At 67.6% G+C, this 12,170-nt stretch carries 12 protein-coding genes; 5 read left to right on the top strand and 7 right to left on the bottom strand.

Translation table 11 applies throughout. The features are described 5' to 3' along the window. Positions 1–74 precede the first annotated feature (74 nt). The 4 genes from GO488_RS14530 to GO488_RS14515 form a co-directional block, all read right to left on the bottom strand. Positions 75–2,798: a TRAP transporter permease gene (locus GO488_RS14530; protein ID WP_162318536.1), complete on the bottom strand. Its 2,724-nt coding sequence runs from the start codon at positions 2,796–2,798 to the stop codon at positions 75–77. After that, complete coding sequence (locus GO488_RS14525; protein WP_162318535.1) at positions 2,795–3,283, bottom strand: DUF1850 domain-containing protein; 489 nt, start codon at positions 3,281–3,283, stop codon at positions 2,795–2,797. Before GO488_RS14525 ends, GO488_RS14530 begins: the two co-directional genes overlap by 4 nt. Before the next feature lie 61 nt (positions 3,284–3,344). Beyond that, the gene (locus GO488_RS14520) at positions 3,345–4,415 is read right to left on the bottom strand and encodes a TAXI family TRAP transporter solute-binding subunit (protein WP_162318534.1); all 1,071 of its coding nucleotides are present in this window, start codon (positions 4,413–4,415) and stop codon (positions 3,345–3,347) included. 280 nt (positions 4,416–4,695) lie between these two features. After that, a complete protein-coding gene (locus GO488_RS14515) occupies positions 4,696–5,388 on the bottom strand; it encodes a type 1 glutamine amidotransferase domain-containing protein (protein ID WP_162318533.1) in 693 nt (230 codons plus the stop codon). Positions 5,389–5,524: 136 nt separating this feature from the next. Between GO488_RS14515 and GO488_RS14510 the strand changes: the two genes are divergently transcribed. Further along, the gene (locus GO488_RS14510) at positions 5,525–6,235 is read left to right on the top strand and encodes a DUF5828 family protein (protein WP_162318532.1); all 711 of its coding nucleotides are present in this window, start codon (positions 5,525–5,527) and stop codon (positions 6,233–6,235) included. 393 nt (positions 6,236–6,628) lie between these two features. Then, complete coding sequence (locus GO488_RS14505) at positions 6,629–7,828, top strand: inorganic phosphate transporter (protein ID WP_162318531.1); 1,200 nt, start codon at positions 6,629–6,631, stop codon at positions 7,826–7,828. Between the two features lies 1 nt (position 7,829). Here GO488_RS14505 and GO488_RS14500 read toward each other — a convergent pair whose 3' ends face one another. Continuing rightward, complete coding sequence (locus GO488_RS14500) at positions 7,830–9,236, bottom strand: hemolysin family protein (protein WP_162318530.1); 1,407 nt, start codon at positions 9,234–9,236, stop codon at positions 7,830–7,832. A 90-nt stretch (positions 9,237–9,326) separates the two neighbouring features. On the opposite strand from GO488_RS14500, the gene GO488_RS14495 reads away from it, so the two are divergent. Genes GO488_RS14495 through GO488_RS14485 form a run of 3 tightly spaced genes read left to right on the top strand, consistent with a single transcriptional unit; the run spans position 9,327 to position 10,714 of the window. Further along, a complete protein-coding gene (locus GO488_RS14495) occupies positions 9,327–9,608 on the top strand; it encodes a glutaredoxin family protein (RefSeq protein ID WP_162318529.1) in 282 nt (93 codons plus the stop codon). Beyond that, positions 9,609–10,121, top strand: coding sequence for a redoxin domain-containing protein (locus GO488_RS14490; RefSeq protein ID WP_162318528.1), 513 nt, complete (start codon positions 9,609–9,611; stop codon positions 10,119–10,121). Beyond that, positions 10,118–10,714 carry an L-threonylcarbamoyladenylate synthase gene (locus tag GO488_RS14485; protein WP_162318527.1) on the top strand — a complete coding sequence of 199 codons (597 nt, stop codon included), beginning with the start codon at positions 10,118–10,120 and terminating at the stop codon, positions 10,712–10,714. The genes GO488_RS14490 and GO488_RS14485 overlap by 4 nt, the downstream gene beginning before the upstream one ends. Before the next feature lie 27 nt (positions 10,715–10,741). Here the strand turns inward: GO488_RS14485 and GO488_RS14480 are convergent, their stop codons facing one another. Together GO488_RS14480 and GO488_RS14475 are read right to left on the bottom strand one after the other, a co-directional pair. Then, positions 10,742–11,401, bottom strand: a complete 660-nt coding sequence (locus GO488_RS14480) for a CRISPR-associated protein Cas4 (RefSeq protein ID WP_162318526.1) — start codon at positions 11,399–11,401, stop codon at positions 10,742–10,744. Between the two features lie 78 nt (positions 11,402–11,479). Beyond that, positions 11,480–12,100 carry a conditioned medium-induced protein 4 gene (locus GO488_RS14475; protein WP_162318525.1) on the bottom strand — a complete coding sequence of 207 codons (621 nt, stop codon included), beginning with the start codon at positions 12,098–12,100 and terminating at the stop codon, positions 11,480–11,482. Between the last annotated feature and the right edge of the window lie 70 nt (positions 12,101–12,170).

Below are 12,170 nucleotides of genomic sequence, written 5' to 3'. Positions count from 1 at the left end.
GGGGTCGACGCGCACCGATTAAACTGTGGCGAAGGGACGGTCGCCCGCGGAGCGGCCGGCGGACGGACCTGCGATCACGCAGGTTCGGGGCTACTGGCCGTCTCGGACACCGGTTCGCGGCGGCGTCGGTTCTCGACCAGCAGCGCGACGAACAGCGCCAGCCCGACCGCCCGGAGCGCGACGTCGACGACGAGCGTCACCTCGCCTGCCCCCCCGAAGCCGACGAACCCGAGCACGTCGAAGGTGCCTGAGACGGCGAGCCCGGGGGCCATGAGCAGGAGCGAGCTGAGCGCGAAGGCGGCCCGCTGCCCGCGCGAGACGGGCGCTTCGACGTAGCCGATGACCGTCGCCGCCAGCGCCACGACGCCGATGAACACGCAGGCGACGGGGACGAGCACCTCGAAGACGGCGAAGCTGGGGTCGGCGAAGTCCGCGAGTTGGACGACCCGGTACTGCTCGCCGAGCGGCAGCTCGGCGGCGTTCTCCTTCCGGGTCAGGAGGACGATGCCGGGCGAGAGGATGAACGCGAACGGGACGATGGCCTTGTTCAGCGACAGCGAGAACGCCTCGATACCCGTCTGGAAGGCGTCCGACTTGGCCACCCCCGACGCCGCGTAGGCGGCCACCGCCACCGGCGGCGTGATGTCGGCGATGACGCCGAAGTAGAGGATGAACAAGTGCGCGGCCAGTTCCGGGACGCCGAACTGGACCAGCGCCGGCGCGAGCAGGGAGACGAGGATGATGTAGGTGACCGTGGTCGGCATCCCCATCCCGAGGATGATGGACGCGACGGCGGTCACGAGCAGGAGCAGGACCAGCGACCCGCCGGCGACGGCCCGGATGAGCGCCACCAGGTTCGGGCCGAGCCCGGAGACGCTGATGACGCCGGGGATGATGCCGGCGGCGGCGACGGCGATGACGACCGGGACGGCGGTCCGCGCGCCGCTCTCCATGGACTTGCCGAAGAAGACGCCGAGGCGGTAGAGCCCGTTTCGCGCCAGCTCGGACTCGCCGATGGCGTCGGCCGTCGTCCGCGCGGCGTCGTCGACCGCGCTGTCGAAGTTCAGGATGGGCGAGTCGAGGTACGGTCGCGTGGCGAGGGTGATGACGCCGGCGAGGATGGCGATGCCGCCCAGTCCGCCGACGGTGGCCGCGAAGGCCGCCTGCACGGACTGTCCACCGGACCCGCTGCCGGCCAGCGCGCCGAGGATGTTCGCGCCGGTGAATAGCTGGGCGAGGAACCGCCCGGCGAACAGCGCGGCGAAGACGGCACCGAGCCGGCCCCGGGTCTCGTCGCTGTAGGCCGCGACGAGCGCGATGAGCGCGCCGATGGCGATGAGCGTGAACCACGCCGACCGCGCGACCGAGAGCCGTTCGATGATGAGGTAGTACAGCAGGAGTCCGATGGGGACGAGGTAGAACCACCCGCTCTTGAGGTGGGTCGGGATGTGAACCAGTTCCGAGGGGTCGAGACCGCCGATGTGCTCCTTGGTCGCCTCGAAGTGGACCATCACCCAGACGCCGAAGAAGAAGACGATAGCCGGAATGGCCGCGGCGATGATCACGTCGCGGAACGGCGTCGCCGTGTACTGGACGATGAGGAACGCGGCCGCACCCATCACGGGCGGGAGAATCTGCCCGCCGGAGGAGGCCGAGGCCTCGACGCCGCCGGCGAACTCCGGTCGGTAGCCCGACCGTTTCATCAGCGGAATCGTGAACGCGCCCGTCGTCACCGTGTTGGCGATCGACGAGCCGGAGATGGTCCCCATGAACCCGCTGGCGAGGATGGACGCCTTCGCCGGACCGCCGCGGCGGGTCCCCGTCGCGCCGTAGGCGAGGTCGATGAACCACTGGCCGGCCCCGGACATCTCCAGGAACGCGCCGAAGAGGATGAAGATGTAGATGAACTGCACGGAGACCGTCACCGGGATGCCGAAGACGCCGTTCTCGGTGTTGTACCAGAGGTTCTGGACGATAGAGGTCCAGTCAAGCGGCGGGATGGAGAGGACGCCGACGTAGGCGGCCCCCTGCGGGATGAGGTAGCCGTAGCGGGCGTAGACGACGAACGCGGCGACGATGATCATCAGGTAGAGGCTGATGGACCGTCGGGTCGCCTCTAAGACGAGCAACACGCCGACGACGCCCAGCACGAACGCGTAGGAGGTGTTCGCGAGCGGGCCGAGCAGGCCCGCGATGGGTTCGAGGAACGTGAAGACCTCCTGAATCGGCCGCCCGGCCTCCAGTCCGAGCGCGCGCATCCGCTGGATCTCCTGGAAGTCGGTGATGAAGTACGCCGCCGACAGTATCGAAATGCCGATCAACACCGCGTCGAAGGGCGTCACCCGTTGTAGATCCCTGTCGACGAACAGCCACCCGAGCGCGCCGCCGACGGCCCGCGTGCTCTCCGTGACCGGGTGGTCCGCGCCGAATCGATCGTCCAACCGATCGGCCAGCAGAATACAGCGCCGCGAAACCGGGCCATCGCCGGTGCTAGAGGGATACAACAGGAACGCGAGCACCAGCCCGAAGGCGACGTGGACGGCGTTTATCTGGAGCAACTGGAGCGATGCGAACGCCACCTCGCCGACGGCCGGCACGTCGATCGAGAGGACGAACCCCTTCGCCGCCAGCCACATCTGGAACAGCGAGAAGGAGATGCCGACGACCGCGACGATCACGGCCGCCCACCCCTGTAACGCCCGCTTTCGCTCTATCTCCTGGAGGACCTCGTCTACCTCCTCGTCGGAGACGGTGTCTTCGGTGCCCTGCGCCGTCGAATCGTCGGTGTTGGAACTCATGGGTCGAGTAGATGTATCGCGGCCGCGAGCGCGGAGCGCTGCGTGACGTGGATGTCGACCGAGCGCTCGTCGGTCAGCGCGACCAGGTCGTAAGTGCGGTTCCCGACGTGCAGTCGGTGGCCGGCGACGCTACCGGGCGCGACGGTGAGTCGGGTGAGCGAGCCCGGCGGGTCGTAGACGAAGGTGCCGTTCTCGCGGGTGACGTTCGCGCGGCTCGGGAGCCCCCAGCCGTAGGATTCGAACTCCATGCGCGTCATCACGAGCTGGTCGCCGTCGACGGTGTAGCCGTCGTAGACGCGCGTCTTCTCGACGCTGTGGGTGTATTCGAGCGCGACGGTCGTCCCGTTCTCGATCGGGACCGTCAGGTACGTCTCGCCGGTCTGCGTGTCTTCGACGACGAGAACGCGCTGCGCGGGGACTGCCGACGCGGTGCCGAGCGCCAGCACCGCGAGGAGCGCAGCGGCGACGGCGAATTTCCGACTCATAGCGTGAGCGTCGTGTTCGGGAAACGGCGGTCGGCGGACGATGCGGTCACCACGGTTCCGCTCAGGCGTCGAAGTACGCCGCCGCGCCCGGGTGGAGCTCGATGGACATCCCGTCCTGCGCGGAGTCCTTGGTGATGAAGTCCGTCTTGATGGTGAGCTGGTCCGTGTTGTCGAAGATGGCCGCCGTGATCGTCTCGACGGTCGACTCCGACTGTTCGGAGTTCGTGGCGATCATCGCCTGGACCGCCACCGTTTGGACGTCGTTCTCGATGCCGGTGTAGGTCCCGCCGGGGATCGTGTCGTCGGAGAACCACTCCGCCGAGTCCTTGACCGCCTGGCGGTTCTGGCCCTCGATGGGGACGAGGACCAGGTCGTTCGTGTTCGCCAGGTCTTCGATCGCACCGACCGGCCACCCGCCGACGACGAACGCCGCGTCGATGTCGCCGTTTCGCAGCTGGTCGGCCGCCTGCGAGAACGAGGCGTTCTGTTCGTTGAAGTCGGAGATGCCGACGGCGTCCAGGATCTGGAGGGCGTTGACCTGCGTCCCCGACCCGAGGTCGCCGGTGTTGATGGTCGCGCCCGAGAGGTCCGAGATCTGGGTGATGTCGGTGCTGGCCAACGTGACGATGGTGATGGTCTCGGGGTACAGCGTCGCGACGCCCATCAGGTTCTCGACGGCGTTGCCCTTGAACGCGTCAATGCCGGTCCCGTTCTTCGCGAAGGAGGCGATGTCGTTCTGGATGAGGGCGAAGTTGGCGTCCCCGCTCGCGAGGTTGCCCACGTTCTCGACGCTGGCCCCCGTCGACTGGACGTTCAGCGAGAACTCCGTGTTGTCCTCGACGATCGTCTTGAACTCGTTCGAGAGCGGGAAGTACGTCCCGCCGGTCCCGCCGGCGTGCCACGAGAGGCGAGTCTCGGTCGAGCCGCCACCGCCGTCGCCGCCCTCGGTGCCGGTCCCGGTACCGCCGTCGCCGCCGTCGCCGGTCGTTTCGGTCTCGGCACCGCCGTCACCGCCGTCACCGCCGTCGCCACCGTCGCCGCCACAGCCGGCGAGGGCCGCAACACCTGTCACACCCGCCGCGCGGATGAACTGTCGTCTGCTCTGCCGTCGGTCGCGCTGTTCGTTCGACATGTCTCCGTGAGAATACCCACGAAGCCGACTTAAAGGTATGGTCAAATCGACCGCGAAACCCCGTCGCTGTGGCACGGTTTCGTTTCATAATTATTATCCATGAATGTAGTCGCCGCGACTCACGTCACAGCGACTGTCGCCGCTACGCTCGACTCGGCTGCCTGTAACACAGTCGACCCTCTACGAAGAGACGAGTAGCGAAGTCGGGCGACGGGGAGAATCGACAGACAGCTAACATTTCATGGCCGAGCCGTCGGCCGTCGATCGACGCAGACTGGCTTCAAGCCGTCTGCTCGATGCCCAGTTCCTCCAGCAGCGTCTGGGCGGCCGCCGACGAGGATTCGGGGCCGCGGGCGGTCACGAGGTCGCCGTCGACGGTGACGCTCGTGTCCGCGTCGAGTTCGGCGTCCCAGTCCGCGCCGGCCGCCTTCGCCTCGTCTTCGACCCAGTAGGGGAGCTTTCGGCCGTCGGGCATCCGGTCGTCGTCGTCGACGATGCCCTCTTCCCACTCGTTCGGGAAGCCGGTGACCGAGCGGTCCGCCGCGAGGAAACCGCCGTCGCTGTCGCGCGTGAAGCCGAGCAGGCCCGCGGCGTGACAGACGACGAGCGCCTTGCCGTCCTCGCCCTCGACGGCGTCCCGGAGGAGTCGCCGCGCGTCGCTGTCCTGATTGATGTCCCACTCAGTGCCGTGGCCGCCAGGGAAGACGACGACGTCGTAGTTGTCCGCCTCGGTCCGAGCGACGGGCGTCGGATCGTTGAGTCGCTCGTCGCTCTCGTGGACCTCCGTGACGTGTTCGGCCGTCTCCTCGCCGACCTCGTCGGGGTCGACCGAGCGCTCGTCGACCTCCGGCGGATCGCCGGTGGGCGTCGCTACGGTGATGTCGACGCCCGCCTCGTCGAGCGTGGTCAGCGGTTCGATACATTCCTCGCCCCAGTAGCCGTGCTCGCTGACGACGAATAGTGCGGATGTCATCGCCCTCGGGTACGTGCGCGAGCGGGATAAGTGGCGGGCGAGAGTGCGGCGGCGGACGCAGGGGGAAACGTTATTCGCCCCGAGCGAGAACTGTGGGACAGTACGGTAACAGACCGTTCCCACGGATCGTTTTACAATGGCAGACATCGAAGAGAGCGTTTCCGGATTCAAGACACAGGGCGGTTGGGTCGACGTCGTCGAGCACGGCGAGCGCATCACACAGGCGCTGAAAGACCTCCTCGTCGCGGAGGAGACGGCGGCCGACGTGGACGAAGACGCGCTGGCGGAGTTCGACGAGTGGCGGCCCAAGAGCCACGAGCGACTGGACGAGGACGTCAACGAGAAGACCGCGGAACAGGCGAGCGTCGACGAGGGGAAGGGGGAACAGGCGGGAAAGAACCCCGACGAGGACCTCCAGACGGCCGGCGAGAAGCTCTCGGAGTCCTACGAGAACCTAGACGAGCCCGACGCGGCCATCGACAAGTGGGGCGAGTCCGTCGACTACGTCGCCCGCGCGGCCGACTCTGCGGGTCGAAAGGCCCTCCGCAAAGTCGAGGACGCCGTCTACCGCAACGTGATGACACAGATCGCGCCATACTACTTCGACAACGAGCTCGTCAGCGCGAACCTCCGGCGCATCAACGGCGAGGACCGCCCCGAGTACGTCTTCGAGGTCAACGTCAACGACGACGACCTGAAGATGCGCGTCTCGAACCGACTGGCCGATTTCGACCAGTCCGTCGACCGCTGGCACGTCGACACCGAGAAGGCGACAGATCACGTCGAAGCGGCGGAGGGCGTCGAGGCGACGGAACCGGGGGAGGAGACCGATGCGAAGACGAACTGAGGCGACGGTTCTGTCGCCGATAGCGTCTTCCAGCATCGCCGACGCCAAAACGAACTAAGCTCGTCTCCGTGCGAGCGGCATCGGTTTGGCGTCCGAGAGGCGAAGACGAACTGAGGCGACGGTTCTGTCGCCGATAGCGTCTTCCAGCATCGCCGACGCTAAAACGAACTGAGCTCGTCTCCGTGCGAGCGCTGTCGCCCGCGAAGGTCGAATCCCGCCCCCTCGTTTCGAACAGCGAACACGTGGCTCGTTACTCCGACAGCGAGCGCTAAGAAACCAACTGTAGGGACTTCCGTGCGACACGTCCGCATACCCCTTCGTTTCGAGTGGAGATAACCGCTGCAGGCGGTAGGCTCATTGCGCGCTAGGGCAAACGCCGGAGTAGATGAAAAGATGGTAGCGACGAGCGTGTTGGTGACGCTGGTGGTCGCGTCGGCGGCCAGCCTGTTCATGGCGTGGACCATCGGTGCCGGCTCTTCCGGGTCCACGCCGTTCGCTCCGGCGGTCGGCGCGAACGCGATTTCGGTGATGCGGGCGGGCTTTTTCGTCGGCATCCTCGGACTGGCCGGCGCGGTGTTACAGGGCGCGAACGTCACGGAGACCGTCGGGAGCGGCCTCATCGTCTTTCCCGAGGGGCAGGGGCTGACCGCGGTCGCGGCCATCGTCGCGCTGCTGACGGCGGCGGCGCTGGTCGCGGTCGGCATCTTCACCGGCTACCCGATCGCGACCGCCTTCACCGTCACCGGAGCCGTCGTCGGCGTCGGGCTGGCGATCGGCGGCGCGCCCGCGATCGACAAGTACGTCGAGATCGTCGCGCTGTGGACGGCGACGCCCTTCTTCGGCGGCGGGATGGCCTTCGGGACGGCGTGGCTGCTGCGCCACGAGAACACCGCCGAAGAGCGTATCGTGCCGTTACTGGGCGGTCTCGTCGGAGCCATCCTCGCCAACATCGAGTTCGTCTTTCTCGCGCCGGGCAACGAACAGGCGTCCGTCGCTCGCGCGGTGGCTCGCTCGGCCGGGACACCAGAGATACCGACGATGGCCGCCGTCACGGCACTGGCCGTCCTTCTCGGTGCGGGTCTGCTCTATCGCGACATGCGCAACGACCCCGCGGCCGGCCAGCGGCACTTCCTGCTGGTGCTCGGGGGGCTGGTCGCGTTCTCGGCCGGCGGGAGTCAGGTCGGCCTCGCGCTGGGGCCGCTCGTCCCGCTACTGGACACCGATCTGACGTCGGGAATCCCCATCACCGGCGTCCTCCTGTTCGGCGGCGTCGGCCTGCTCGTCGGGTCGTGGACCGGCGCGCCGCGGATGATCAAGGCGCTGGCACAGGACTACTCCTCGCTCGGTCCGCGGCGATCGATCGCCGCGCTCATCCCGAGTTTCATCATCGCCCAAGCCGCCGTCTTCTTCGGCATCCCCGTCTCGTTCAACGAGATCATCGTCTCCGCGATCGTCGGGTCGGGCGCGGCCGCCGGCGGCGGCGAAGTGAGCCGCGAGAAGATGGGCAAGACGGTGCTGGCGTGGCTCGGCTCGCTGTTGCTCGCCTTCGCCGTGAGTTACGGCGCGTTCCTCGCCGTCGACGCGCTGCTGTGAGTTACTCGGGTTGGGCTTCCTCTGCGTCGGCGTCGGTGGCGGTATCGGCGGCCTCCTCGTCGTCCGGATCCAGCCGGACGACGCGGGCCTTCATGATGCGCGTGTTCTCGACCTGTTCGACGCGTATCTCGACGCCGTCGTAGGTGATGGTCTCGCCCTCCTCGACGAGGCGGCCGGCTCGGTTGAAGATGAAGCCCGCGATGGTCTCGAACTCCTCGCCCTCGGGGAGCTCTAACTCCAGCGCCTCGTTGACCTCCTCGATGTTGACCTCGCCCTTGACCGTCACCGTGTCGTCGTCGACGTACTCGATGGGCTCGTCCTCCTCGCCCTCGAGGATCTCGCCGACGATCTCCTCGGTCAGGTCCTCCATCGTCACCAGTCCCTCGGTGGTCCCGAACTCGTCGATGACGATGACCATGTGCATGCGCTCCTTGCGCATCTCGGTCAGGAGGTCGTCGACGTTCTTCGACTCGGGGACGTGCAGCGTCGGTTCGATGAGGTCCTCTAAGACGATGTCCTCGGGGATGGCCTCGCCGTAGTTGAGGTCCCGAACCAGATCGCGGATGTGGACGACGCCGATGACGTTGTCCAGACTCCCCTCGTAGACGGGCAGTCGCGCGTGGCCGCTCTGGATGCAGGTCTCCAGCGCCTCGCGAACGGAGTCTTCCTTGGCGACGGCGGTCATGTCCAGTCGCGGGGTCATCACCTCCTTGGCGATGGTGTCGTTGAACCGCAGGGTGCGCTGGAGCATCTCGCGTTCCTCCTCGTCTAACACCCCCTCGCGTTCGCCCGTCTCGATGATGTCCTGAATCTCCTCGCGGGTGACGTACGAGGTCTCGATGGCCGAGCGGCCACCGGTTATCTTGTTGACGACGCGGGTCAGGTAGTCGAACAGCAGGATGAGCGGGAGCAGCGCCTTCTCGGCGGCCTTCAGCGGTCGGGCGATGCGGAGCGCCCACGACTCCGTGTTCTCGACGGCGTAGCTCTTGGGGGCGCTCTCGCCGAACAGCAGGACGACGGCGGTGATGCCGAACGTCGCGACCGCGACGGCCTGACCCTGTGAGAGGTACATCGCGAGCAGTCCGGTCGCGATGGAGGACATCGCGATGTTGACCATGTTGTTCCCGACGAGGATGGTCACCAGCAGGCGGTGGGGGTCGGACTTGAGTTGTTTGAGCGTCTTCGACCCGGGCACGCCGTCCTCGACCAGCGCGTCCGTCCGGTGGGCCGGCAGGGAGAACATCGCGATCTCCGAGGAGGAGAAGAACGCCGACAGCACGATGAGGAGGACTATCGAGACGATGCCACCGACCAACACGGCACTCTGCGGAATTGCGACGCCCACGACCTCGTAGGTCTGGAGCATCGCAGCGGACAGCGCGAACGACACAGGTGGGTCTAGGGCCATCGGACGGTCGAAGTTGTCATTCCCGGGGATTAAGGCTTGTCATGACCCCGCCGAAGCCCTTACCCGGCTCTCTCGCGTACCAGCGGCCGTATGAGCGATCCCGCCATCACACTCTACCGGTTGCAGGCGTGCCCGTTCTGTGAGCGCGTCGTCCGGAAGCTCAGGAAACACGACCTGGCGTACCGCTCGCGGTTCATCGAGCCGATGCACTCGGAGCGAGACGTGGTCAAGCGGCTCTCGGGAAAGCGGACCGTCCCCGCTATCGTCGACGAGAACACGGGCGTCACGATGAGCGAGAGCGCCAACATCGTCGAGTATCTCGACCGGACGTACGGTGAGGGAGCCGAGGGCGGAGAACGGGAGGTGGCCTGAATGGACCTCGACTTCGACGTCGTCGAACTGGAGGCGACCGACCACCCCGAGGAGGGCGAGACGGCCCCGGACTTCACCCGACCGCTCGTCAACGAGGAGTTCTGGGAGGACGTCGCGCTCTCTTCGGTCTGTGCGGACAGCGACGACCCCGTCGTCCTCGTCTTTCACGCGATGGACGGCGCGTTCCCGGCGACGTACGTCTGGAACGAGATCCGCGACCGGGGATGGCACGAGAAGGCGACGGTCGTCGGCCTCTCTATCTCGACGCCGTACGCGCACAAGGACTTGCTCGAAGAGCGCGACATCGAGGGCGACTACCGGCTCTACTCGGACCCCGCGAACGGCGTCGCCGAGCAGTACGGCATCGCCATGGAGTTAGACGGGATGGCGGGCGTCGCGGAGCCGCGACCCGCCGTCTTCGTCCTCGACGAGGACCGCACCGTCGAGTACGCGTGGGTCGCCGAGGAGTGGCCCGACTTCCCCGACTACGACGCCGTCGAAGCCCAGCTATGAGCGAGGACGCGCGCGAGGCGGACGTCGAGACGGCCGCTGAAGCGCTCCGCGAGGGCGAACTCGTCGTCTATCCGACCGAGACGGTGTACGGGCTGGCGGCCGACGCGACCGACACCCACGCGGTCGAAGCCGCCTTCGCCGCGAAGGGGCGCTCGCGGGACAAACCCGTCTCGCTCGCGGTGCCGGACGTGGACAGCGCGCTGGAGTACGTCGCCCCGACCGACCGCGAGGAGCGGTTCATGCGCGAGTTCCTGCCCGGCCCCGTCACCGTCGTCACCGAGCGACGCGACGGCGTCCCGGACGCGCTGACCGGCGGCGAACCGCGGGTCGGCGTCAGGGTGCCGGACCACCCCGTCGCGCTCGCGCTCCTCGAAGCGGTCGCGCCGCTGACGGCGACGAGCGCGAACGTCTCCGGCAACCCCAGCGCGACCGCCGTCGCGGAACTGGACGAGATCCGCGAGCGGGCGGCGGTCGTGCTCGACGGCGGCGAGACCGGCGGCGTCGGCTCGACCGTCGTGGACGTCGAGGCGGGGACGATCCACCGGCGGGGCGCGAACGCCGACGCGGTCGAGGCGTGGCTGGCGGACAACTGAACTGAGCGCGGCTCTCGCGTCGCCGACTCACAGCAGCGACCGCAGCGACCGCGTCCTGACGCCGCAGTTCTCACGGTAGTCGCAGGGACCGCACTTCGCGTCGTTGTCGACGCGAGAGGGCGGGCCGTCGACGCTGTCCGCGGTCCGAACTGCCCGGCGATAGACGCCGGTTCGCCGGACCGTCAGATCGATCTCCCGGACGACGCCGTGGGCGGGGTACTCCGCGTACGCGCGTTCGACCGCCCGCTCGCGCTCCCACGAGAGCGCCTTCGCGGCCGCGACCAGTCGGACGCTCTGTGGCTCCCAGACGCCCTGTTCGGGCGGTGCGCCGGCGAAGACGAGCGAGGGGACCGGACCGTCCGCGGCCGCGACGATCTTGTGAGCGATGCCGCGGGCGTCCTTCCCCGAGAGGAACACGTCCCGGGCCGTCGGGTCGGCGAGCGCGTCCCAGTCGTCGAGTCGGTCCCGAGCCGCCCGCAGCCGTTCGCGGACCGTGGTCGGGTCGGCCTCGATGGGCGCGGTCAACAGCGTCGCGTCGTCGGTCAGCAGGCGCTCGTAGTCGAACGCCAGTTCGCGGATTCGCCCGACTTCGTCGGGCACGTCCGGCGGCCCCTCGCGGCGGCGGTAGTAGAGCTTTCGCGGGCAGTAGGCCGCGGTTTCCAACTCGCGGAAGGTGTGCTCGGCCATAGACAGCGCTGGTCCCGTCTTCGGGTATAAACCTTCAGCGCGAGTCGCAGTGGCGGGTGGAAAGTGGCTTCGGCGGCGTCACATCGAGACGTCGGCGTCGGAATCCAACGAATCGATGTCCTCGGTGGCTTCGTCCAGGCCGTCCTGTCGGAGCGACTCGGTCATGCGCGTCGAGAGGCCGGCGTCGCTCAGCACGTCCTCGAACTCGCTCCGGAAGCGGTGGCTCACCTGCCGGGCGGCGGCCTGTGCTTCGACGACGCGTCGGTAATGGGCTATCTCGGCCTCGCTCACGGCGAAGGCGGCGACGAGCTCGTCGTCGGTCGGGTCGTCCTCCACGATCCGGCGGCGGAACGCGGTCACGTCGAAGTCGGCGTCCGTATCCGAGTCGCGGAAGAGGTGCAGGTCCAGGCGCGCGTCCGTCGCCGCCGCGGCCGCGACGCCGAGTTCGTCGGCGATGTCGTCGTCCTCGCGGCCCTCGTAGAACGCCCGAACCAGCGTCACCAACGCGTCGTCGCCGAGGTCTGTCCGGAACTCGTAACGCTCGCGCATGCGTGAAATCACGTCGACGAGTCGGTCGTCTAACTCCGTCTCGTCGACGTCGGCCAGCGTCCCGTGGGTGGCCTCCTGTGACTCCGTCACCGTCCCCTCCTCGGAGACGTCCATGAAGATGTCACGGAGTTCCTCTGTCTTCTCGTCCATCGGACCGGAACCTTCCGTCCGCGGCGTATATAGTTGTTGGGTAGGCGACGGAAAACTGTCGAAAACATGC

The organism is Haloarcula limicola (genome assembly GCF_010119205.1).
Classification (GTDB): Archaea; Halobacteriota; Halobacteria; order Halobacteriales; family Haloarculaceae; genus Haloarcula; species Haloarcula limicola.
This window is presented reverse-complemented; position numbering and strand designations above follow the sequence as displayed.

Bases quoted from the DNA above. Each gene is read 5' to 3' on its own strand.
- GO488_RS14530 (WP_162318536.1), bottom strand. From the start codon at position 2,798: ATGAGTTCCAACACCGACGATTCGACGGCGCAGGGCACCGAAGACACC.
- GO488_RS14525 (WP_162318535.1), bottom strand. From the start codon at position 3,283: ATGAGTCGGAAATTCGCCGTCGCCGCTGCGCTCCTCGCGGTGCTGGCG.
- GO488_RS14520 (WP_162318534.1), bottom strand. From the start codon at position 4,415: ATGTCGAACGAACAGCGCGACCGACGGCAGAGCAGACGACAGTTCATC.
- GO488_RS14515 (WP_162318533.1), bottom strand. From the start codon at position 5,388: ATGACATCCGCACTATTCGTCGTCAGCGAGCACGGCTACTGGGGCGAG.
- GO488_RS14510 (WP_162318532.1), top strand. From the start codon at position 5,525: ATGGCAGACATCGAAGAGAGCGTTTCCGGATTCAAGACACAGGGCGGT.
- GO488_RS14505 (WP_162318531.1), top strand. From the start codon at position 6,629: ATGGTAGCGACGAGCGTGTTGGTGACGCTGGTGGTCGCGTCGGCGGCC.
- GO488_RS14500 (WP_162318530.1), bottom strand. From the start codon at position 9,236: ATGGCCCTAGACCCACCTGTGTCGTTCGCGCTGTCCGCTGCGATGCTC.
- GO488_RS14495 (WP_162318529.1), top strand. From the start codon at position 9,327: ATGAGCGATCCCGCCATCACACTCTACCGGTTGCAGGCGTGCCCGTTC.
- GO488_RS14490 (WP_162318528.1), top strand. From the start codon at position 9,609: ATGGACCTCGACTTCGACGTCGTCGAACTGGAGGCGACCGACCACCCC.
- GO488_RS14485 (WP_162318527.1), top strand. From the start codon at position 10,118: ATGAGCGAGGACGCGCGCGAGGCGGACGTCGAGACGGCCGCTGAAGCG.
- GO488_RS14480 (WP_162318526.1), bottom strand. From the start codon at position 11,401: ATGGCCGAGCACACCTTCCGCGAGTTGGAAACCGCGGCCTACTGCCCG.
- GO488_RS14475 (WP_162318525.1), bottom strand. From the start codon at position 12,100: ATGGACGAGAAGACAGAGGAACTCCGTGACATCTTCATGGACGTCTCC.